Source organism: Robertmurraya sp. DFI.2.37, from assembly GCF_029211245.1.
In the GTDB taxonomy this organism is placed as follows: Bacteria; Bacillota; Bacilli; order Bacillales; family Cytobacillaceae; genus Robertmurraya; species Robertmurraya methanolica_A.
Window position 1 is genome coordinate 1 of sequence record NZ_JARGEJ010000062.1, and the last position, 22,708, is coordinate 22,708.

18 protein-coding genes and 1 rRNA gene are annotated in these 22,708 nt (G+C 40.0%); 2 read left to right on the top strand and 17 right to left on the bottom strand.

The window, feature by feature from the left end:
- Both PZE06_RS21650 and PZE06_RS21655 read right to left on the bottom strand, forming a co-directional pair.
- Positions 1-101 (bottom strand): 16S ribosomal RNA (locus PZE06_RS21650); the annotation flags it as partial.
- A 336-nt stretch (positions 102-437) separates the two neighbouring features.
- Positions 438-656, bottom strand: a complete 219-nt coding sequence (locus tag PZE06_RS21655; protein ID WP_151025888.1) for a hypothetical protein — start codon at positions 654-656, stop codon at positions 438-440.
- A gap of 132 nt (positions 657-788) precedes the next feature.
- On the opposite strand from PZE06_RS21655, the gene pdaB reads away from it, so the two are divergent.
- A complete protein-coding gene (gene pdaB / locus PZE06_RS21660) occupies positions 789-1,541 on the top strand; it encodes a polysaccharide deacetylase family sporulation protein PdaB (protein ID WP_151025885.1) in 753 nt (250 codons plus the stop codon).
- Positions 1,542-1,652: 111 nt separating this feature from the next.
- Here pdaB and PZE06_RS21665 read toward each other — a convergent pair whose 3' ends face one another.
- Positions 1,653-2,264, bottom strand: coding sequence for a KinB-signaling pathway activation protein (locus PZE06_RS21665; protein WP_151025884.1), 612 nt, complete (start codon positions 2,262-2,264; stop codon positions 1,653-1,655).
- A gap of 194 nt (positions 2,265-2,458) precedes the next feature.
- Between PZE06_RS21665 and gerD the strand changes: the two genes are divergently transcribed.
- Complete coding sequence (gene gerD / locus PZE06_RS21670) at positions 2,459-3,037, top strand: spore germination lipoprotein GerD (RefSeq protein ID WP_151025883.1); 579 nt, start codon at positions 2,459-2,461, stop codon at positions 3,035-3,037.
- Between the two features lie 52 nt (positions 3,038-3,089).
- Here gerD and PZE06_RS21675 read toward each other — a convergent pair whose 3' ends face one another.
- The 14 genes from PZE06_RS21675 to PZE06_RS21740 form a co-directional block, all read right to left on the bottom strand.
- Positions 3,090-4,136 carry an Mrp/NBP35 family ATP-binding protein gene (locus PZE06_RS21675; protein WP_151025882.1) on the bottom strand — a complete coding sequence of 349 codons (1,047 nt, stop codon included), beginning with the start codon at positions 4,134-4,136 and terminating at the stop codon, positions 3,090-3,092.
- A 120-nt stretch (positions 4,137-4,256) separates the two neighbouring features.
- On the bottom strand, positions 4,257-4,979 hold the full coding sequence (gene cwlD / locus PZE06_RS21680) for an N-acetylmuramoyl-L-alanine amidase CwlD (RefSeq protein ID WP_151025881.1): 723 nt from the start codon (positions 4,977-4,979) through the stop codon (positions 4,257-4,259).
- 112 nt (positions 4,980-5,091) lie between these two features.
- On the bottom strand, positions 5,092-5,535 hold the full coding sequence (locus PZE06_RS21685; protein WP_151025880.1) for a YbaK family protein: 444 nt from the start codon (positions 5,533-5,535) through the stop codon (positions 5,092-5,094).
- 357 nt (positions 5,536-5,892) lie between these two features.
- A complete protein-coding gene (locus PZE06_RS21690; RefSeq protein WP_151025879.1) occupies positions 5,893-7,035 on the bottom strand; it encodes a mannitol-1-phosphate 5-dehydrogenase in 1,143 nt (380 codons plus the stop codon).
- Positions 7,036-7,048: 13 nt separating this feature from the next.
- Positions 7,049-9,145: a BglG family transcription antiterminator gene (locus PZE06_RS21695; RefSeq protein ID WP_306421305.1), complete on the bottom strand. Its 2,097-nt coding sequence runs from the start codon at positions 9,143-9,145 to the stop codon at positions 7,049-7,051.
- 77 nt (positions 9,146-9,222) lie between these two features.
- Positions 9,223-11,133 carry a PTS mannitol transporter subunit IICBA gene (locus PZE06_RS21700; RefSeq protein ID WP_151025878.1) on the bottom strand — a complete coding sequence of 637 codons (1,911 nt, stop codon included), beginning with the start codon at positions 11,131-11,133 and terminating at the stop codon, positions 9,223-9,225.
- A 188-nt stretch (positions 11,134-11,321) separates the two neighbouring features.
- Complete coding sequence (locus PZE06_RS21705) at positions 11,322-11,780, bottom strand: hypothetical protein (protein WP_151025877.1); 459 nt, start codon at positions 11,778-11,780, stop codon at positions 11,322-11,324.
- A 3-nt stretch (positions 11,781-11,783) separates the two neighbouring features.
- Positions 11,784-12,572: a hypothetical protein gene (locus tag PZE06_RS21710; RefSeq protein WP_151025876.1), complete on the bottom strand. Its 789-nt coding sequence runs from the start codon at positions 12,570-12,572 to the stop codon at positions 11,784-11,786.
- Between the two features lie 347 nt (positions 12,573-12,919).
- Positions 12,920-14,725, bottom strand: coding sequence for an ABC transporter ATP-binding protein (locus tag PZE06_RS21715; RefSeq protein WP_151025886.1), 1,806 nt, complete (start codon positions 14,723-14,725; stop codon positions 12,920-12,922).
- Between the two features lie 25 nt (positions 14,726-14,750).
- Entirely contained in the window at positions 14,751-16,514 is a 1,764-nt protein-coding gene (locus PZE06_RS21720; RefSeq protein WP_151025875.1) for an ABC transporter ATP-binding protein, read from the bottom strand.
- An 18-nt stretch (positions 16,515-16,532) separates the two neighbouring features.
- The gene (locus PZE06_RS21725) at positions 16,533-16,958 is read right to left on the bottom strand and encodes a MarR family winged helix-turn-helix transcriptional regulator (protein WP_151025874.1); all 426 of its coding nucleotides are present in this window, start codon (positions 16,956-16,958) and stop codon (positions 16,533-16,535) included.
- A gap of 123 nt (positions 16,959-17,081) precedes the next feature.
- Entirely contained in the window at positions 17,082-18,326 is a 1,245-nt protein-coding gene (locus PZE06_RS21730; RefSeq protein WP_151025873.1) for an exo-beta-N-acetylmuramidase NamZ family protein, read from the bottom strand.
- Positions 18,327-18,421: 95 nt separating this feature from the next.
- Entirely contained in the window at positions 18,422-20,494 is a 2,073-nt protein-coding gene (locus PZE06_RS21735; protein ID WP_151025872.1) for a glycoside hydrolase family 3 protein, read from the bottom strand.
- A 25-nt stretch (positions 20,495-20,519) separates the two neighbouring features.
- Entirely contained in the window at positions 20,520-22,205 is a 1,686-nt protein-coding gene (locus PZE06_RS21740) for a serine hydrolase domain-containing protein (RefSeq protein WP_151025871.1), read from the bottom strand.
- Positions 22,206-22,708: the final 503 nt, after the last annotated feature.

The following is a 22,708-nucleotide window of genomic DNA, read 5'->3' on the forward strand; positions in this document are numbered from 1 at the left end:
CAAGCAACAAGAAAGCAAGCTTTCTTGTGCAAGCGCTCGACTTGCATGTATTAGGCACGCCGCCAGCGTTCGTCCTGAGCCAGGATCAAACTCTCCAAAAAAAGAGTAAGATTAGCTCTTATGTTTAAAATAAACGTTGGCTAGTTTTGGCTCTCATAAAGAGTGCCTCCACTATGATTTGTTGACGTATGATTTGTTTAGTTTTCAAAGTGCAATAATAACGGGTATTTCGCATTAGCGAAACGCCATTTCTCAACTCTCCCAAGAAGGGAAATCTTTTGTTATCGCCCGTAAGCGACTTTCTTAATATAACAGATTAAAAACTCTTCGTCAACAACTTTTTAAAAACTTTTTTCATTCTTGCCAAGTTGTTATCAGCGACGTTTATTAATATATCAAGATAACAATACGAAGTCAATACTTTTCACACAATTTATTTAAAGGCTTTTTGTTGAGCGAATATACGTTAAACATTCCTTTGAAGGAGCCACTCGCTTAAACAAAGCAAACAATATTTTATATCTTTCTTCCATTGCTCTTTTAACAATATGATCGATACGCTCATCTTCTAAGTCAAAAAGAATCTCATCCATTTCTCTTTTTATTAAATATTGAATTTCCTTTACTTCCTTATCATTAATCATCATCCCTAACACTTTAACCACTCCTATATGCTTAATGGTTATTGTAGTGTTATCCATTTTGATTATTTTTATGAGTAGTTAACATATTTTTCTTCTCATTGCATACCTATGAGACAAGGAGTGTATTGGACGAGGTGATGGAGAATGAACTTTTTTTTCGTATTAAATGGCAAGACCATTAAACAGTTAACTCTCATTATAATCGCAGCCTTTTTTACAGCATGGTTTTTATATCTAGAAAGTTATATTCATATCCCTACTTTCTCAGATAAAAATGACCCAAAGGCCATTTACAAAGGTGAAAAAAATCTTGCCTTAACGTTTAATATTGGCTGGGGAGATGAAAAGGCTGAACCTATTCTTGATATTTTAAAAAAAGAGAAGATAGCAACAGCTACCTTTTTTCTATCAGGAGCATGGGCTGAGAGACACCCTGATTTAGTCGAACGAATTGTAAAAGACGGCTATGAAATCGGCTTATTAGGATACAATTATGTCGATTATACAAATGCTGAAGAAGAGGAAGTACGCAAGGATCTAGCTGCAGCTATAGAAGCATTTAAAAAATTAAATATCAAAAATATTAAGCTTGCTCGTGCTCCCACGGGACATTTTGATCAAAAAACATTGAAGATAGCTGAACGCTTTGGTTTAACATTTGTCCATTGGAGTGTAGATTCTAAAGACTGGACGAATCCGGGAGTTGAAGTCATTGTAAAAAGCGTCTCAAAGGCGAAAAAAGGAGATATTATCCTTATGCACGCTTCCGATTCAGCTAAACAAACTGCCGATGCCATTCCCCATATAATGAAGGAACTTCGAAAAAAGGGACTCAAATTTGTAACCGTATCTGAAATGATTATCAACGCTGACTCCAAAACAAAAGAGATTAAATAGATATAGATTCAACCGAGAGCAGCACAAATTTCAAAAACGAAGAATCACTTTATCAATGGGAAATGAACCATTATCGAATTCAAACATCGAAGCTCTTCGAAAAAAGAAGCCTTACGCAGGCTTCTTTTCTTGTGCAGATTTTTGATTCAATTTGTGAAGTATGAGCATTTGGTAGCCGTTACATAATAATAGAGGGTATAGCATTAAATATAGCCACCCTTCCTCATTCACTCGCAAAACTGGCATCCATTCAATAACGGTAACAACAATCATAAAAAAGACGGCCGGAATAAAAGCCTCTTTATTGGTTTGCTTCGCTTTAAAATAGGCAACAATTAGTGCGACAATTAAAATGAATGCAGGGTCCCATAGATAAGAAGCAACACTACCACCAAAGGCTCTATGACGGAAATAGACTAAATCAAATAAAACAAACAAAATAAGTACAACTTGAACAGCATTCCATAGTCTTACTGATTTAAAAATCCCTAACCCGAAGCGGTGTACAGTTAAGTAAGCAAAAAAGCCCATTTGGCTAATTAAACTAAAAATTAGACCCACTCCGATAAACCAAAACAGCGTCGACAAAATTTTCAGAATATCAAAATCCGTAAAATAGGGTTGAAATTCATCCCAACGAACAATAAATCCTATAATCCCTGTTGCAAGCCCACCGAGCAACAACGTGGACATAAACAATTGAACAACATAACGGCTTTTCACGTTTGTTTTCCTCCAAGTTCTAGATTCCCCTCTAGATTGTACCAACCAAAGTTTGAAAAATCTAGGCATTCGGATTAAGCGCATAAAAATTGTTAAAATTCTTCATGATAAAGAATAAGTGGGCTTATTTGTTCATCACTAATTGATTTACAACAATAGACCTATTTCAGCATTTAGTGAAAGGAGCTTTTGTTATGAGGAATAAAACGGTTTTGCTCCTCATCGTTTTACTTGTTTTCGCAATCACTGGTTGTGCTCAAACAGAGGCAGGCAGCAAAGAACTTGATTACGAGGAAACAAAAAAAATGGTCGTAGATATTTTGAAAACAGATGATGGAAAGAAAGCCCTCCAAGAGGTTATGGGCGATGACGGGATGAAGGAGCGGCTTGTCATGGATCAGGCAGTTGTTTCAACCGCTATTCAAGAGACACTTACATCGGAAAAAGGGGCAGAATTTTGGAAAAAACAATTTGAGGATCCTAAATTTGCAGAGGCCTTTGCTAAAAGTATGCAAGCAGAGCACGAGAAGCTAATCAAAAGTCTTATGAAGGATCCGGAGTACCAAGCAATGATGATCGAGCTCCTTAAAGATCCAGAGTTAACAAAAGAAGTCACAACCTTAATGAAGAGCAAGGAATACCGGGAGCATCTCCAAAAAGTTATGACAGAAACCTTTGAAAGTCCCCTTTATAAGGCGAAAATTGAAGATATATTGATGAAGGCCGCTACGGAAAAAGGGAGTGGAGAAGGAGCAAAGAAAGAAGAAGAATAAAGTTCCTAAAAAGAGGATGTCCCAGTACAAAATGGAACATCCTCTTTAATTATTATTTTTCTAATTTCGAAATGACTTTTCGAGCCATATCTAAATATATTTTTCCTATCTTATGATCTTCTTGGTAAACCGACGGAGCAAAGTCATCCTCGTTCCAATCTGGCTGACCTAATGGCAGCTGACCTAACACCTCTGTTCTAAGCTCTTCTGCAAGCTTCTCTCCACCGCCTTGACCAAAGACATATTCCTTTTCTCCTGTTAATCGGCTCTCAAAGTAGGCCATATTTTCAACAACCCCGAGAATTTCATGCTCAGTTTTCAAAGCCATTGCTCCAGCACGAGCCGCAACAAAAGCCGCTGTTGGATGAGGTGTAGTAACGATCAATTCTTTGCAAGATGGAAGCATAGAATGAACATCTAAAGCAACATCACCTGTTCCCGGAGGGAGATCGAGAAGCAAGTAATCGAGTTCGCCCCACTCCACTTCATTGAAGAAACTGTTCAACATTTTTCCCAGCATTGGGCCACGCCAAATAATCGGTGCGTTATCTTCAACAAAAAAGCCCATTGAAATAACTTGTACACCAAAGCGCTCAACAGGAATAATCTTTTCTCCACGTACTGCTGGTCGCTCTGTAATCCCCATCATATCTGGTACGCTAAATCCGTAAATATCCGCATCCACAAGACCAACCTTTTTGCCAAGTCGGGCTAACGAAATCGCTAGGTTGACCGATACAGTTGATTTACCAACACCGCCCTTACCACTGGCAATCGCTATAAACGTCGTATCGCTTTTTAGCAGACCTTCAGATTCATCTTCAGCGGTACGATGCTGTGCCAATACTTCCTCCGGAAGCTGAGAAAAGCGAATTCCAACCGTTTCAGCTCCACCTTGCTTAAGCAGACGAACAACCTCTTGCTGAAGCTGTAGCTGTTCAGCGGTACCTGTTTTAGCAATCGCTATTTTTACACTGACGTGGTTTTTCTCTTCCTTCACTTTCACTTCTTCGATTGCATTCAATTCTTTTAACGTTTTATGTAAGAAAGGTTCCTTTATTCCGTTAAGAATCTCAACAACGTTTGCTTCTGATAACATGTATGACACCCTTTCTTGAATTCGTTTCCAATCATAGTATAACATAAACAAGTCGACTGTCTGTTAATTCGATCACACCCTTTTTTGAGCAAGCTAAAAAAGAAGGCTGCTAACGCCTTCCTATTCACTCTCCTCTAATTCGTCCTCCTTTGAGTAGTAGCGCAATATGCCTTTATAAATAGACGCCGCGATTTGTTCTTGATAGTCTTCCTGCATAAGTCTTTCGCGTTCTGCCGGGTTTGACAAAAACCCCACTTCAACAAGCACGCCGGGTTTCTTCGCATATTTTAAAATATATACTTGATTAATCGGCTTTGCCTTTCTCGTCGTGTTTTCTAAATTGTGACGAAGTTCATCTTGAATAAATTTGGCCGCCCGAGCATTTTCCGAAATTTGACTAGCATAAAAAGTTTGCGCACCACTCCACCTCGGAGAAGGAATGGCATTTAAATGAATACTGACATAAAAATCTGCTTCGGATTCATTGATCAACTCTAGTCTTCGCTTCAAATCCTCTGTTTTTCTGCGACTAAGACCCTTTGTTTCTTCATCTGCCAGATCGATATCTTCTTCCCTTGTCATCATCACTAAAGCACCTTGCTGCTGCAAATAATCTCTTAATTGAAAGGCAATCGTCAATGCAATATCCTTTTCTAGTGCTTCGCTGTCACCAGCACCCCCATCAGGACCGCCGTGGCCAGGATCTAATAAAATAATCTGCCCAGATAAAGGAAGGTTCCACGGCTTAATTGAGTTATCATTCCGAAAATCATATTGTAAAATAAAAATTAAGAGGGTAAGCCCTACAAGAAATGCAGCAATTTTTATCTTCCTTCTATTCATTCGCCATAACCAACCCTTCCTGCTCGTCCTTTTCATTTCAATATATGGGACAAGAAGAAGGATTAGAACAAATAATCTTAACACCTATGAACTTGCTCTTTTCAAACACTCCCTAATGAAGCCTAAGTTTATGTCTTCTTTCTCCTTTGCGAAAGCCTTCCATCCACCAACTATCGATATACTGCTCGCATAAGTAATAGAGAGACTCACTGTAAACCCCCTCCATCCCTTTTCCCCAATAAAGCAAGAAATTATATAATGTATCAATCAAATGTTTTTCTTCTTTTCTGCATCTATTCTTTACACTTTCCACCGATTCGCCATAGTAACCGAAGCGGCTAAAATGTGCCCCTAATAAGTACGCTTCTATCGCCACGTCATAACAGGCCTCCTCGATTCCAGTTTGTAAAATAAGGCTGGAAGTTAAATCAGACGAACCGAAAAATTGTGTTACCCTTTCCTTTAGCGTCTTTAGAGAAATCTCCCGTAAGACGGATTTTTCATATTTCAATTGTTTTTCTTTTCTTTTTTCATTTAAGGTTGTCACCAAATTCACGGATTACTCACCCCTTTTGCATAGTCTTTATCGACTTCAAAAGAGACATACCAAGCTACAGTTGCCAATTTTTTAACTTGTTGGAAAGGGAAAGCTGCTTTAGCGAACAGAAAGAGGGAATACAATATAAAGAGAAGTTCCTGCTTATATAGAATGGAAAAATGTTTCTGAGTGTAGTTCATTTTAGGCAGATTATCACATCACTAAAAAACCATAAAGTGAATTAGCGCCAAAACTTTGCGTCGAAAAAGATGGTATTTTTATCGAAAAATGACGATAGACACCGGGAGAATCCTCTCGATGCCTATCGCCAATAACTCTCAATGTGTCAAATCGTCCGCGTTGGTAACACGTAATTTATTCTCTCAATGCTTCGTATTGAGTAATAATTTCCTGTGCCAGTTCACTTGTTGAGTCTAAACCGGACACCTCTTGTAATACGTACGCTACCCCATGCTCTTGAAGCATAGCTTGGAGCTTAACTGCGTCTTGGTCTCCACTGAAATCAAACATTAATGCAGCAGCAATCGCCTTTGCTAAATTCGTATACAATAGACCAGCCTTCTGCGCCTGTAATGCTGGTCGAACTAACCGATCCTCATGCCCTAATTTTCGAAGTGGTGAACGTCCCACTCTTGTAACTCCATCATTTAAATGGGCATTTTCGAAACGGCCAATAATTTTATCAATATATTTCTGATGCTCATCTGCATCTAAGCGGTATTCATTAATTAAATAGGCACCCGTCTCACCAAGGGTTGCTTTTACTTGCTTATAAATTTCCTCATCGGCCAATGTTTGATCGATTGTTTCTTTACCAGCTAAATATCCAAAATAAGCAATTACCGCATGCCCCGTGTTAACAGTAAACAGCTTTCTCTCGATGAACGGAGCAAGCTCAGGAACAATCGTCATCCCTTCAATCCGCGGGACTTCCTCTTTTGTTTCCACTACCCATTCATAATAAGGTTCAACAAGAACATCAAGGGAACCTTCATTATTTTGAATGGGGACAATCCGATCAACGGCTGAATTCAAGAATGAAACTTGTGCAAGCACCTTCTCTTGTATCTTCTGATCAAGATGTTCCATAATATAACCTTTTAATAAGTCCGTTGCTGAAATTTGATTCTCACAAGCAATGACATACAGTTGCTCCTTGTTTTCCTCTACCCTAGCAGCTAACCCTTTTGCAATTAAAGGTGCAATTCTCGGGAGGATATTGGGACCAATCGCAGTCGTTAAATACACAGCATCCTTTATGGCATTGATCACTTCTTGTTCCTGCGTTAGATTATTTAAACCTGAGACATTGTCAATCTTCAGCGATTCCTTTGAATCTGTGGCAAGCACCACGCGGTATTCTTTCTTCTCATTCAGTTGGTCGATAATCTGGTCTGCAATGTCAACAAAGACAACCTCGTATCCTGATTGAGAAAAAAGAGCGCCGATGAACCCTCTCCCTATATTACCTGCTCCAAAATGTACTGCTTTTTTCATCTGAATCATCCCTTTATTTCATGATTTTAAAATTGGTTTCAATATACTTCACAAGGATCGATTTCAACTTGTTATATATTAAATCTTCATTTGCCGAAGAAAAAATAAGCAACGACTCATCTGTTTCGATGATGCTCGTACTAATCAAACTTAATATCTCCTGTTCTCTCAAGCTTAATTCCGCAGGAGCTAGCATGAGAATCAAGTTCTTCATTAACACATCATTACCGTCCATCCCCTTTACAAGGCACGGATTCGGGAGGTGGGTGATCTGAAAAATTAGCTGGTGAACGTGCTTATTTCTTGCATGAAAGAGGGCAATATTCGTTTGCGGAATTCCAAGTCCACCTAGAGTCTCTCGCTCTCTTAAAGATTTGAGGACATCAGTTCTATTCTCAAGCAAGAATTCCTCCTCGGCCTTTTGCAACATCGCTTCCAAAATTTCCTCTTGGCTTTCCCATCGTTCTCTCCGATAAAAGCGAAAATGATTTGCGATCGCCTCAACGCTTTGTTGAACATCCTTCAAGTCTTGCAACATGTCGCTTAATTCTAAATTTTCCTCATAAACTTTTGGAAAGTGATCAACTTCAGCATATTGCTTGCCTGTTGTTAGCGAGGCAATATGGTTTTGCAAAAACGATTTAATAGTGGCAATATTAGCCTCAGTTAACAGCGGATTCACCAGTGTGTACTCAACATTGATAAAAGGCAAACGAACTGTTGAAATAATCATGTCATACGATTTTAAATCCACCTGGCTCTTTATATCTTTAATAGACATGATTTCAATCTGATTGATTTCGCCTATTTCTTTTTTGATACGACTGGCCAGCATCTTTGATGTTCCAATCCCAGTAGGACAAATAACCAATGCTTTAATCGTTAAATGCTCTTCACGCATGACTAGTGCTGAACCAAAATGCAAAACCATGAAGGCAATCTCATCTTCAGGGAAATGATCAATTTCTTGAAACTCCCGTTCGACACTGTTTTTTACCGCCATAAAGAGAACTGGGTACTTCTTTTTAATTTCTTCTTTTAGCGGATTAAAGGTCTCCATCTTTTGTTTTATCCGGAACAAGGATGGGCCCATATGAGCAAGCAATCCTTGAAACAGAGAAAAATCCTGTGTCAAATCTACATGTAATTGATTGGAAACGGATTGAATCACATTTTTGATTTTCTGAGCAAAAATGATGCTGTCATTCGGTACAGCATCGGAAGCTCGAAGCTTTGAGCCTTTGAGTATGAGTGCCAAATAGAAAATATCTTCCTTTGATACCTCGACATCAAATGTCTCCTCCAATTTTCCCACAATCTGCTCCATCAATTCGTATTCTGCCGCAACCTCACTTTCAGTTAAGCTTATTTCCTCATCCATAAGGTTGTCAGCATCAATTCTCTGTAAAGTAATATAGATATGGAGAAGCATTTCCAAAAATCCACTGTCAGCAAGTCGTTCAGGCGCACTATGAAAGGCCTCTGTTACAAGAATATTCACTTCTTGCAAATGGTCTGGAGTAAAATAAAATAATATTTTGTCTTCGTGAAGTGCATCCTGCTCCAATAAAAATAACTTCTCTATCAACTCATCATGGAAGTTTTGCATAAAAAAGTAAGCGAGCGCTCTGCGTTTGTTTGCTTCATTGCCCTCTAACTCAACACCCACGCCTCTTTTTCTTGTAAGCTTTAACTGAAAATGACTAAGCCAAGCCGTAAGCTCATCTAAATAAACAGCTAAAGTAGCTGTGCTAACACCAAGATAATTCGCTAATACCTGCGTTTTATACATATCCTCATTCAAGATCGCCAACAAGAGGCGCAACTTCCGCTCCTGTGGTGTTTCATCTATTGGATCACTTGAGGTTAAATGTTGAACAAGGCGAAAGATCTGTTCGTTTTTTCCTTCAATTACTAGTCCCTCGTTCTTGTTGCGCGACAATTTCAGATCATAGTGCGCTAAGATCTTCTCCACTGCCTTCAAATCTCGTTGAATCGTCCTAGCACTTACGTGAAGAGAGGAGGAAATCGATAAAGCTGTGTGCTTTCCTGATGTTTTAATAATCAGTTCAATGATCGCTTTTTCCCTCGAAGTAATGTGCATAGCCATCAACTCGTTCCTGATAAAATAGCAAAAACACTGAATAGAAAAGCGCTATCATACGCTTTTCTATTCAGTATGTTCATTTATTTCTTCCCAATAATATCGATAATCTCTTGAGCTGTTTTTGCCTCAACCATTTTTTCGATATTCTCCATATCAGAGCATGTTACAGCAATTCCAGAAAGAATTTCAAGATGCGTACCATCCTTTCCAGCAATACCGAAAATCAAACGAACCTTTTGACCATCAAAATCGATACCTTCTGGAACTTGAATAACGGTAAAGCCAGATTTAAGCACAGCTTTTTTAGCAGCCTCTGTTCCATGCGGAATCGCAACATCATTGCCCATATAAGTTGAAGTCATTTGCTCACGCTCAATCATTGCCTCGATATAGCTTTCTTCAACATATCCTGCATTGACTAGCGCTCTTCCTGCAAAACGAATGGCTTCTTCCTTATTGGCAAACGTTTGATTTAAAAACACATTTTCTGGAGCGAGTAAATCCTCAAACTTTCCTGCTTCAGACTGATTTTCAGCTCCAGCATCCTCCGCATCATCAACAACTTCATGAAGCTCTGAATTGGCTGGAAATTGCAATTTACTGATTAACTTATCATATTCCGGACTCGATAAGAAATTATCCACTGAAATATGGTAAGCATTCGGCACCTTATTGCGTGCTCTTGGCGTTAATTCCTCCTGCGTGATAACTATCTGAGCATCTTCAGGAAGATTGCTGATCGATGTATTGGTTACCTTTACATCCATGCCTGCCTCTTTCACTTTTTTACGTAGAAGGGAGGCCCCCATCGCACTTGAACCCATTCCAGCATCACAAGCAAAGATAATTTTCGTCACATGATCTGGCATTGCTCCTTGACTTCCTGCAAAGGCATTGGCAACAGAGCTTTTCTTGCCCTTCATTTCCTGCATTTTTTGAGCGGCTGCTTCAATGTCATCTTCACCTTGTTTTCCTGTTTTCAGAATGAATGATGAAGCAATGAATGATACCGCTGCGGCAACAAGTACACCCGCAAAGTTAGCTAAATATGCACTTGCATACTTTGGTGTTACAGCTGCAATCGCAATAATACTTCCTGGTGAAGATGGTGCGGTTAACCCACCGCCCAGTAGAACAAGTGTAAACACCCCACTCATTCCTCCAAGAATAACAGCAACAATTAGCAGTGGACGCATTAAGATATATGGGAAATAGATTTCATGAATCCCACCGAAAAAGTGAATGACTCCTGCACCTGAAGCAGACTTTTTCGCAACTCCCTTTCCAAAAAACATGTACGCAAGAAGAACACCAATACCAGGACCAGGGTTTGCTTCTAGTAAGAATAGAATCGATTGACCTGTTTCTTTTACCTGCTCAATCCCGATTGGAGAAAGAATACCATGATTAATGGCATTGTTTAAGAATAAAACTTTGGCTGGTTCGATGAGGATACTTGTTAACGGCAGTAATCCTGTACCTACCATCCAGTCCACTCCAGCGACAAGCATGCTCGTGAATGTACTAATGACTGGACCCACACCTAAGAAAGAAAGAATAGCAATAATAGCTCCTAGAATTCCAGCAGAGAAGTTATTCACTAACATTTCAAAGCCTGCACGAATCTTTCCTTCAATCATTTGGTCAAACTTCTTGATGACCCACCCACCAAGTGGACCAATAATCATCGCCCCTAGGAACATCGGGATGTCCGCACCCACGATAACCCCCATTGTTGCGATTGCCCCAACAACAGCTCCACGTTGGTCATATATTAACTTACCACCTGTATATCCGATTAAAATTGGCAGTAAGTAAGTGACCATTGGACCAACCATGGCTGCTAGTTCTTCATTTGGCCAAAAGCCATCTGGTATGAATAAAGCTGTAATTAAGCCCCATGCGATGAACGCTGAGATGTTCGGCATCACCATAGAGCTAAGGAAATTACCAAACTTCTGTACAGCAACTTTAATATTAGACTGAGACATTTCCATCTCCCCTTTATAGTTCGTTCATGATCATCCTATCTTAGAATGACAGCGTTATCAACAAAGTCAAAATCTAGATTTGTCGCATGCACTAAGACAAAAGTAATGTATCTCACATACGCATATTATTAACTGAATTTGGATGATACGAACTTATAAAAGAATGGAGTCTTTTCAACGATCCTGGATTACTTTACTTTTGCAACTCCGATGGCGTAATGCTTAAAAAGAATATTTTCAACAGTTTCTGCTTTTTCTTCTTCACAATCCACAATAACTATGACTTCCGAATGATAACCTTTCAACCGCCTCCGTTTCTTTTTTAAAATGACCTCAGTGAACAAGCGAATGGCAAAGCCCATCAAAAATCCAGCAGCCGCTCCGATTAATCCCCAGTAAATCGGACCCCATGCTAACTTAAAACCTACGCTTGCCCCAATAACAGCAAACGCTGTTGATAGTGCCGCTCCAATATCAATTAAAGATGTTCCATCAGAGCGGTTAATCGTATCGAATACCTTGTGTTCCTCTTTTCGATTATCAAGCGGAACGACAAAGATATGTTCTTTTTTAATTCCCTTCTTCTCCAAAGTGGCAATCGCCATTTCAATATAAGCGGTATGTTCAAATGTGGAAAATAACTGCATATTCTAATTCACCTTTTGCCCTTTTAATACTTTGAAAGTTGGAGATTGATAATTCTTTTTTAAAAACAACCGCTGTTCCTGATCAAACAATTTATTATTTTCCACTGTATTAATATATGAATCATAAACAGAGAAGCCGTAAAGCGAGGGAAAGAATAAAAACCATTCAGGATTTATTACACTCGTTGCTTCGGCAATTTTTCCTAAAAACAGGAGAGAAATCGCTTCGAGGCCTCGAGACTGATAAAAGAAAACTACGACCCAAATAATCACAAAAAAAGCTATCGTAATTCTATGCAAATATAGCTGTCCGAGTCCTGGAACAAAGAGCGACCATATGATAGACATAGCAGGATTTCTTTTATCCAAATAATTGATTTCAAGAGCTCCTATACTAAAAGAATTGAACGGATGCTCTTCACGCTCTGCTAATATATACACTTTGTTCATATCGATCGTTGTGCGATAACTGTCCCATATTCCAAATATATAAACTGGAATATAAATTAATAGCCACCTCGTATCTAAAATATCTTTCGCCTTATCAATTTCACCTTGGAAAGAGTAGATCATGGCAAAATTAAGATTACATTTTATATTAACGACGACTTCCCAAATAAACAGCAGAAAACCACGGAGATATTTAGATAATAACAGATGGCCAAATCCCGGAAAGGCAGCGCTCCACCATGCGATAATATAGGGGTTTCGAAGATGAACTTGAGTGGTCCCAAGAATGCTGACATGCGCTTGATATCTTCTTGCCGTATTATCATTTGTATAGTTATTCATTTTTTCACCCAACGAATTCCTTTTTTCTTAGCATTGCTTTTGTTTTACGTCTTTATACAAAGGAGTCCCTGTCGTCGATGTTTTCTTTAGGCTCATTTTCACAAACTCGAACGCCGGGCATACTTTTCCGACGCATAACCTAAACTTATAAACGCAAAGGGAAAGATCAAGAGCGCAAGGACGCACCTTCAGAACAGTTCCTGCGAATAAGGATCGAAGAGAAATATATTCTGAATGAACATCATGGTACAGGTATTGCCAAAGAAGATACTCACAGTGATCTACGACTTTTAAACAGAAAAAACGGCTCCCAATCTAAATAGATTGAGAACCGCTCCTGTATATTTTTATGATACCTGATCGAATTGACTATTGTATAGTTCAAAGTAGAAGCCTTTTTTCATGAGCAGCTCCTCATGGTTTCCACTTTCGATAATATCCCCATCTTTCATCACCATAATCAAATCTGCGTTTTTAATTGTAGAAAGTCGGTGAGCAATGACAAAGGATGTCTTTCCAACCATAAGCTTATCCATAGCCTTCTGTATTAATGCCTCTGTTCTCGTATCGACAGAGCTTGTCGCCTCGTCCAAGATCAGCAATGGCGCATTTTCAACCATCGCACGGGCAATCGTAATCAATTGTTTTTGCCCTGAGGAGAGATTGGCCTTATCATCCAGGACGGTATCATAGCCTTGTGGTAATGTTTGAACAAAATGGTGGAGGCCCACCGCTTTACAAGCTTCTTCCACCTGTTCGTCTGTGACATAGTCCTTGGAATATTTAATATTCTCACGAATCGTTCCTTCAAAGAGCCATGTATCCTGCAGAACCATACAAAATAGATCATGGATGTTTTCCCTCGTCAATTTGCTAATGGGCACTCCATCAATAAATATTTCTCCGTCATTTACTTCATAAAAGCGCATTAATAAGTTAACAAGTGTTGTCTTTCCAGCCCCAGTCGGTCCAACGATTGCCACCTTTTGACCTGCCTTTGCCCGTGCTGAAAAATGATTAATCACAAGCTTATCTTCACTGTAGCCGAAGGAGACATTGCGAAATTCTACATCCCCTTTAGCTGTTTCAAGCCTCTCTGCCTTATCACTTTCATTTACGAGCTCTTCCTCTTCAAGAAATTCAAATACCCGTTCACTTGCAGCAGCAGTGGACTGCAAGCTTGTCGCTACTTGAGCAAGCTGAGAGAGAGGCTGAGTAAAGAGGCGAATGTAAATCATAAATGCCACAATGACACCAAATGAGACGGTGCCGTTATGAACTAACAGCGCCCCCACAATACATACAACCACATATCCAAAATTACCGATAAACATCATGAGCGGCATCATAAGTCCGGACATAAACTGTGATTTCCACGCACTATCATACAGCCTTGTATTGATATCGTGAAAAACCTTTTTAGCTTCCTTCTCTCCATTGTATACCTTGACGACATTATGACCAGCATACGTTTCCTCGATATGTCCATTCAACATCCCTAATTCCTTTTGCTGTTGAATAAAATGCCGTTGAGATTTTGAAATAATCAACGACATAAAACCGAAGCCAACGATCGTCGATAACACTGCTGATAAAGCCATGATCCAGTTCGTATAAAACATCATCACGAGCGACCCTAAAAACATCGTAACAGACGTAACTAACATCCCCAAGCTCTGATTCATCGTCTGAGCAATTAAATCAATATCGTTAGTGACGCGGCTCAAAATATCACCATAGCTTGTTTTATCGAAGTATTTTAACGGCAGGCGATTAATCTTCGTTGAGATGTCCGCTCTCAACCTCTTTGTCACCTTTTGCGTAACGGTTGCCATAATAAACCCTTGAACATAATTAAATAAAAATCCTAACCCGTATAGAATCGCAAGAATAACAGCTAAATGGACAATGGCATCGAGATCCATTTCTGCCATGAGTCCCTCGCCAATTAAATCCGTCATTTGACTGAGGAAATCCGGCCCTACGATATTAAAAATGGCTCCCGTCATCCCAAGAATTAACGCTAGAAGGATAATGGCTAAATATTTCCTACAGTAGCCGATTAGCTGCTGCATCGCTTTTTTAATATTTGTAGGTCTCGCTCCAGGAATTCCTATCGGTTTCTCCATTTTTGAAGTCCCTTGCGGAGGCATCTTTTCATCGTTTGTCACTTCTTTATTAGCCAACTTCAAGCTCCTCCTTCGTCAGTTGAGAATAGGCAATTTCTTGATAAACACTGCAGTTTTGCATCAATTCCTCATGCGTACCGCTTCCGGCCACCTTTCCTTGATCGAGCACAATGATGCGGTCAGCATCTTTAATCGTCCCGATTCGCTGGGCAACAATCAACATCGTTGCATTCTGTATTTCTTTTTTCAATGCATTTCGCAGTACCCGATCTGTTTTATAATCAAGCGCTGAAAAAGAATCATCAAAGAGATAAATTTCAGGTCGTCTCGCTATTGCTCTTGCAATCGACAGCCTTTGCTTTTGTCCTCCGGAAAAATTTGTCCCCCCTTGAGAGACGCTTGCTTCATACCGGCCTTCCATTTCTTCTACAAATTCTTGACCTTGGGCAATTTCAATTGCTTTTTCCACCAGCTCTCTATCTGGAATATCCTTGCCATTATCGCCGTAAGCGACATTAGATGAAACCGTACCGCTAAATAACACCGCTCTCTGCGATACATAGCCTAGCTTATTATGGAGCGCCTCTTGGGAATACTCCTTAACATTGACCCCATCAACCAATACTTCTCCTTCTGAAGCATCGTAGAAACGGGGAATCAGGTTAATGAGCGTACTTTTCCCACTGCCTGTTGAACCAATGAAAGCAACCGTTTCTCCAGCATGCGCTTTAAAACTAATGTTATGCAAAATATAATCTGCTGCATCAGGGTACTTAAAACTGACATTCTTAAATTCAACTTCCCCTGCGAGTTCTTCCTTGCCTGCCGTTAAAATTCCATCAACGATTTTCGCCTTAGTATCCAATACCTCGTTAACCCGCTTAGCCGATACAGATGCTCTTGGCAGCATAAAAAACACAATTGACAGAAGCATAAACGCCATAATTACTTGCATCGCATAGGAAGAAAATACGACCATATCAGAGAACAACGATAATCGCTCAACGGCCGCAGCATTGTATATGAGATAAGCACCAATCCAATAAATAGATAAGCTGATTCCTGACATAATTAACCCCATACTGGGCTGCATTAAGGCCATCAACCGCGTTGTAAACAAATGGGTTTTCGTCAAATCTTCGTTTGCTTTTTCAAATTTCTCTTCTTGGTAGCCTTCTGCATTGTAAGCTCGCACAACGCGAATTCCTGTCAAGTTTTCCCTTGTTACCCGATTCAAATTATCGGTTAATCCTTGAATAATTTTAAACTTCGGCATCGCAATAAAAATCACGATCGACAGCAGTAAAATTAAAAAGGCTACTGCTATCCCTGTGGCAGCAGTCCATTGCCAGCTTTTCCCCATAATTTTTGCTATCGCCCAAACAGCTAAAATTGGCGCCTTCACAATTGCCTGCAGCCCCATCGCAATCAATAACTGAATCTGTGTAATATCATTGGTGGAACGAGTAATTAAACTTGCCGTTGAAAATCCGTTTATCTCTTCCATAGAGAAGGACATCGTCTTTTCAAACACTTTTGCGCGTAGTCGCACGGAAAATCCAGCTGCCACTTTTGCGGCGAAGTAACCAACTATGATAGCCGCGGCCATGCTACCAACCGCACATAAAAGCATATAGCTCCCTTGGAGCAATATATCGCTCATTTGACTTCCTTCTGTTTGCACAAGCATTGTAATTTCATACATATAATCAGGCAGCTTTAAATCGAGCCAAACTTGCATCACGATAAATACTAAACAGCCAAGTATGAGTAACCAATCTTTTTTCTCCAGGTGTTTTAAGATTTTTACCATCATCTAATCCCCTTTTTCTTACTCTCTCTTGTTCGTAATTTCGGCAATCCGCCCCATAATTCTAATTAATTCCTTCGTATCCTTTTCACCAAGTTCACGAAGAAGCTCCTCCAGCATTATCATCGCTTTTTCTTGCTCTTCTAAAACAAAGCTTCTTCCTGTCGCCGTAATATGGACGACAACAAAACGTTTATCTCTTGAATCTCGAGCGCGCTCAATAAATCTTTTCTTTTCCAAACTTTTCAAAACAGACGCAATGCGAGGGGTGCTAAAATTAAGCTTTTCACTGAGTTCACCAGCCGTAAGTCCGTCTCCTTCAAATGTCAGGAACCCTAAAATTCTTCTTTCTCCTCGGGTAATGTCCCCTACTTTTTTCTGAAAAGGCATATGAATAATCTTTTTCATTGTCCCAAACAATTCATTTGCCAACTCACGATAGCTCATGATTCCCCCCCTTTATTTATCTAACACTATTAGATATTATTCCTGTTTAGCGTCGAAGTCAAACGATCACACTTCAGACAAAATGAAAAGAGGCCTTCTACAATGAAGAGCCCCCTCTTTCAGTTAATATAATAAATACTTCTTTCGATCCTTGTTAAATTCAGCTAAATCCGCCTGCCACGCTGCCTTCATTTCATCAATCGATTTTCCGGCTTCAATATCAGCGCGGATTGAGCCATTTCCGACAAGATTATCAAAGAAAGAAATTCCTTCTGCGTTTTCTGCTCTAAATTGAAATTCATTTGGATACAGGTCATGGATTGCTTTTACAATATACAATCCTGTTTCAAATGGCTTAAACGAATTCCTATTTGTCACATGGATTTGAACTCCATGGCTTAACTCATTGGCATGCTTCGAAAAAGTTGGGATAAACGATGCCGCTCGGAAAGTAACACCAGGCAATCGATAGGAGTTCAATTTTGCAGCTAACTCATCGCTATTAATAAATGGCGCTCCAATCAATTCAAATGGCCTTGTTGTTCCTCGTCCTTCGGAAACATTCGTGCCTTCAATGAGGGCTGCCCCCGGATAAACAAGCGCCGTTTCCAATGTTGGCATATTAGGCGAAGGGAGGACCCATTCTAATGGTGTTTCATCATAATACACGTTACGCTTCCAGCCATCCATTTTCACAACAGTCAAATCTGCTCCAATTTCAAATTCACGATTAAAAAGCTTGGCCAGCTCTCCGACTGTCATCCCATGACGTACAGGAATCGGATATTCACCAATAAATGAAGAATAAGGATCCTCGAGTACAGGTCCCTCAACCTTTGTCCCACTAATCGGATTCGGACGATCAAGAACGATGATGGGAATATTGTTCTCTTGCGCTGCTTCCATCGCTAACGCCATCGTATAAATATATGTGTAAAAACGAGCTCCCACGTCTTGAATATCAAATAACAATACATCAACATTACTTAACATTTCTGGTGTTGGCTTTTTCGTCGCTCCATATAAGCTATAAACAGGCAGCCCTGTTTTTTCATCAGTATATTGCTCAACATATTCACCCGCTTGAGCACTTCCTCGAACTCCATGTTCAGGACCATAGAGTGCAGTTAAATTTACATCTTTATGATTGTAAAGAAGATCAACGATACTCGTTAAGCTTTGATCCACCCCTGTTGGATTCGTGATGAGGCCAACGCGCTTACCCTTGATTAAATCGAGCTTATCCTGCAGTAAAACCTCTACACCTAAACGGAATTTTTTCTTCTCTTTATCATTCTTGGCAACAGCACCGGAAACAATGGACAATAATAAAGCAAGGACCAATAAACCTGTAAACCACTTTTTCAAACCTACCCCTCCTCTTTATGTCTTTCAAAGCTTAGAATCGAGCTAAAACTTCTATCTACCTGAATCAGTTTCTACAAATTCCCTTTTGCGCTCACTTAATAGCCTAAGCCGTGATCAAATCCGTATAATACACTGCCATCATGATTGTAAATTGTAATTGGAAGTTTTCCGGTCGGATGATTTTTTCCAAAAATGGTATTTACAGTTGCTTCAAAGCTTGCAGGTCTGAAACCATATTGAACTAGATAGGCATCTACTCCACTATAGGACATCACATCATATGGATTTCTTGCACCTACAGCAATGACAGGAATACCCGTCTCGATCAATTGTCTTGTCATCACCATTTGACTAGCATTTTCTACTCTGTCATTCACACTAGAAGTGTAAGTGCCAACAATAATATATTTCGCCCCTTCTACCTGTTCTAATTGCGCCTCCGTAAGTCTCCCTGAAGCATTGATATAGACGGCACCCGGATGATGCTTTTGCACCTCAGTAGCAAGAAGATTGATCGAGTATCCAGATCCGCCGACCACAACAACCTTATCTTCCGAAGATACAGAAAGGGGAAGAACAGAATTATTTTTGACAAGAGTAATGGACTTTTCAGCCGCTTCTTTTTCAATCGCTTTATGTTCAGGTGAACCTACTACATTAAGGGCATTCCCGAGCTTTTCATCAAGGCTTTTTTCGACTTCAGCCTTAACGATTCCTCTATTTAACTTCAGCGTTAAAATTCTCTCAACAGATTGTTCTAACCGCTCCTCCGAAATCTCGCCTGCGTTCACGGCATCATAAAGGCCATTTGCTACTTCTACGATGCCAACCGGCATTAACACGATATCAGCCCCCGCCTTAACGGCTCGAATCGCAGCATCAACAGGTCCAAAATGATCTGCGATGGCAGCCATATTCATCGCATCCGTGACGATCACCCCGTTAAAATCCATTTCCTCGCGCATTAAACCGGTTAGAATCTTATGGGATAATGTACCTGGTACAGCGACTTCCGTTCCGTCTTTTCTTGAGATTGCCGTCGTATCATCAATCTCTGGGAATGTCACGTGTGCTGACATAATCGCATCAATTCCCGCATCCATCGCTTCCTGAAAAGGATATAATTCTACTTCCTTCAAACGCTCAAGATCATGCGGTACCGATGGAAGTCCCACATGCGAATCAACCGCTGTATCTCCATGGCCCGGGAAATGCTTTGCTGTTGCTGCAGTGCCCGTTTCTTGAAGCCCTTTAAGATACGCCTTCCCCAGATCCGCTACTAACTCTGGATCCTCACTAAATGAACGAACACCAATAACCGGATTATCTGGATTATTGTTCACATCCAACACAGGACCAAAGTTCATATTAATCCCAAGAGCATGAAGTTCTTCACCAATTGCCTTACCAACCTTTTCAGCTAGTTCTTCAGAACGCGTTGCTCCAAGCGCCATGTTTCCAGGAAAGTCCGTACCTGTTTGAAGCCGCGTTACAATTCCACCTTCTTGATCAATGGATATTAATAATCCATACTTTTCAGCCGCCTCCTGATATGCATGCACAAGCCTAGTTGTTTGCTCGGCCGTTACCGTATTTTCACGGAATAAAATGACACCGCCAAGGTGATAGTCCTTAACAAGCTTAGCAATTTCCTCGTTCATTTCTGTTACATTTTGACCGTTCCAAGTTCTAAAATCAGGCATTAGCATTTGTCCAACCTTTTCTTCCATTGACATATGCCGAATAGCATTTTCAATCAGGTCATAACGCGCCCCTCTTTCTTTACCTACGATGACTTTATCCTGCTTTTTCTTAAATTGAATTGAAATTCTGTCCGTATGTTTGCCATCACTGACAGAGATAAACGTTTTGCCATTGTGGCCTGTTAGTGTTACTACCCCCTCTTGAGAAACAGAAGCGACATTCTTATTAGAGGATCGCCATTTTAAATTTTCAGAGGCATTCATGAAGTGACCATCCTTATAAACATGGAGCGCATTTAATTCGAGTTGATGCTCAGTTACATCCCTATGAACCTGTGGAACATTGAGATCAATCACTAAATCTTTAATCCTTGAAGCTGCAGTTGCCCCTGAAAAGGGAATCCCTGATAAAAAGAGGACAAACGCTAGAAACGAAATCATAAATGTTTTAAAAAAGGTCCGCATAGTTCTTTTCCTCCAGTCATTTCATTTAATAGTCCCTTTGTTCCCATTCATTTATCGCAAAAGAAAGTTTCTTTCTTGAATCTAGCTTTGGATTTTGAATATACCAACCCCGTAAATTAGTTGAGCCATCCGTTCGATAAACAAATCGTAATTTCGTTGCATCACTAGGTATATCCAATTCTTTCTTTTCCCAGCCATTACTTATTCCCGTTAGTGCGGCAAGCTGCTGCCAACGGCCCTCTCTAAAAATTTCGATAGAGCCCACATCCCAAACATTCTCAATCATATGCCATGATGAGAATGTAAGCTTAGCATCCTTGGCTAAGTGAAGGTTAGTTTCCATCGTACGGTTGAGCATATCACCGTATCCTGCAAACCAAGCACCATCTTTACCAGGAATCGAGACAGGAATCGAATCAGCTACATGTCTAGCAAATAGACGACGAGTTTGGTTGATGGAGCCCATATCCCTTGATGGGTGGACACGATTGGTGAGCAAAATTGCTACTGTTTTATTGTTTGGACTTACAACAATCGAAGTACCCGTATACCCTGTATGTCCAAAAGAGTAGGTTCCTTCTGTTAGAGCATCCATATACCAGCCTTGACCTAATTCCCAGCCAAGGCCGTGGTCATTTCCTGTGAATTCTTCCGTTTGATTCTCCAATAACAGTTCTACTGTTTCTGGCTTCAATACCCTTTTTCCGCCATACTTCCCTTTATTGATAAAAATATGGGCAAGCTTTGCCAGATCGTTTGCCGTTGAAAACACACCTGCATGTCCAGCCACTCCATCTAAAGACCATGCGTTTTCATCATGAACTTCTCCCCACACAAGACCTCGATTCGGTACAGCCTGGTACTCTGTTGCAGCAATGCGATTTTTCAATGAGGCTGGTGGGTTATACATCGTATCTTTCATTCCTAAAGGTTCTGTAATATGCTCTCGGACAAAATCATCTTGACGTTGACCGGACAAATGCTCAATTAAAATTCCTAACGTTATCATATTTAAATCGCTGTACTCGTACGTTGTTCCCGGTGGGTTTTTCAACGGTTGGTTTAATACTAGCTTCAGCCTATCCTCCCGGGAATTTCCTTCAGTATATATAGGAATCCATGAAACAAATCCTGATGTATGGGTCAACAGCTGACGAATCGTTACATTTTCCTTTCCGTTTGCAGCAAACTCCGGTATATGTGCTGCCACCGGATCATCAAGTTGAAACAAACCTTCCTCAAAAAGAATCATCACCGCTGTCGCAGTAAATATTTTACTAATCGACGCTAAATCAAAAATAGTATCTTTTTTCATAACGAGCGGTTTTTCCATTTCAGAAAAATGACCGTCAGTGTATTGGGCAGAGTAGCCGAATGCGTCGTGTTTAACAATTTTTCCAGCACGCGCCACAAAGGTGACCGCTCCAGGCATTAATTTTTGCGATATCGCTTCATTGATGACGTGATCAATTTGCTGAAGTGGAGCTTCTACCATTCCGGCTCCCCGTATTGAGCTTGGATGAAGCTTGCTCGAAACAGGAATGATTTTTGAATTCCAAGTAAAAACAGGGTGTGGCTTCTGAAATGGAAATGAGGATTTTTCATGCTTTTCAATCGTTGGAGCATAAGGGTGGCCAATGTCCGCAAAAGCTGTAGAGGTGCCTAGTAGCATCGTACAAACAACTGTGATCATAAACGTTTTTCTGTTCATATGTCCTCCTTCATCCTTTTCATTCATTGTAGGCAAGATCTCTCCTAATATACGACAAGGCCGATAGCGCTTACAGTCTATATATAAAAGCATATAGGCAATGATGTATAGTAGTCTATACCACGTAGGTCCTATATCATATCGTTTTACAGGACAAAAGAATTGCGTCATCGGAATTATTTTTTAAAATTTCTGACAAATATATGAAATTTTATTTCATATATTGTGTTAGTTTGCATGTGAAAACATACTGTATGGTTCGGATATCGCCCTAAAATTGTTTTATCGGTCTATAGATTGATTTATCGATCTAATTTTGATTATTTTGGTCTAATTCGAATTATATCGGTCATAACACCACATTTTTCGATCTAATATAAGAAAAACCGGGCAAAAACCGCCCGGTCCCTTTTTGTCTAGCGAATATCCGAAATTTTATACTCTATACCGTGTACTCCTTTGTAATACTCGGGATACATTTCTCCTCCGCATTTTTCACACGA

What these genes read in the sequence shown, in the direction of transcription:
- PZE06_RS21690 (WP_151025879.1), bottom strand. Translation starts at nt 7,035, where the DNA reads ATGAAAAAAGCAGTACATTTTGGAGCAGGTAATATAGGGAGAGGGTTC.
- PZE06_RS21710 (WP_151025876.1), bottom strand. Translation starts at nt 12,572, where the DNA reads ATGAATAACTATACAAATGATAATACGGCAAGAAGATATCAAGCGCAT.
- PZE06_RS21675 (WP_151025882.1), bottom strand. Translation starts at nt 4,136, where the DNA reads ATGTTATCAGAAGCAAACGTTGTTGAGATTCTTAACGGAATAAAGGAA.
- pdaB (WP_151025885.1), top strand. Translation starts at nt 789, where the DNA reads ATGAACTTTTTTTTCGTATTAAATGGCAAGACCATTAAACAGTTAACT.
- PZE06_RS21735 (WP_151025872.1), bottom strand. Translation starts at nt 20,494, where the DNA reads ATGCGGACCTTTTTTAAAACATTTATGATTTCGTTTCTAGCGTTTGTC.
- PZE06_RS21720 (WP_151025875.1), bottom strand. Translation starts at nt 16,514, where the DNA reads ATGGTAAAAATCTTAAAACACCTGGAGAAAAAAGATTGGTTACTCATA.
- PZE06_RS21695 (WP_306421305.1), bottom strand. Translation starts at nt 9,145, where the DNA reads ATGGCTATGCACATTACTTCGAGGGAAAAAGCGATCATTGAACTGATT.
- PZE06_RS21740 (WP_151025871.1), bottom strand. Translation starts at nt 22,205, where the DNA reads ATGAACAGAAAAACGTTTATGATCACAGTTGTTTGTACGATGCTACTA.
- PZE06_RS21705 (WP_151025877.1), bottom strand. Translation starts at nt 11,780, where the DNA reads ATGCAGTTATTTTCCACATTTGAACATACCGCTTATATTGAAATGGCG.
- cwlD (WP_151025881.1), bottom strand. Translation starts at nt 4,979, where the DNA reads ATGAATAGAAGGAAGATAAAAATTGCTGCATTTCTTGTAGGGCTTACC.
- PZE06_RS21725 (WP_151025874.1), bottom strand. Translation starts at nt 16,958, where the DNA reads ATGAGCTATCGTGAGTTGGCAAATGAATTGTTTGGGACAATGAAAAAG.
- PZE06_RS21715 (WP_151025886.1), bottom strand. Translation starts at nt 14,725, where the DNA reads ATGCCTCCGCAAGGGACTTCAAAAATGGAGAAACCGATAGGAATTCCT.
- PZE06_RS21700 (WP_151025878.1), bottom strand. Translation starts at nt 11,133, where the DNA reads ATGTCTCAGTCTAATATTAAAGTTGCTGTACAGAAGTTTGGTAATTTC.
- gerD (WP_151025883.1), top strand. Translation starts at nt 2,459, where the DNA reads ATGAGGAATAAAACGGTTTTGCTCCTCATCGTTTTACTTGTTTTCGCA.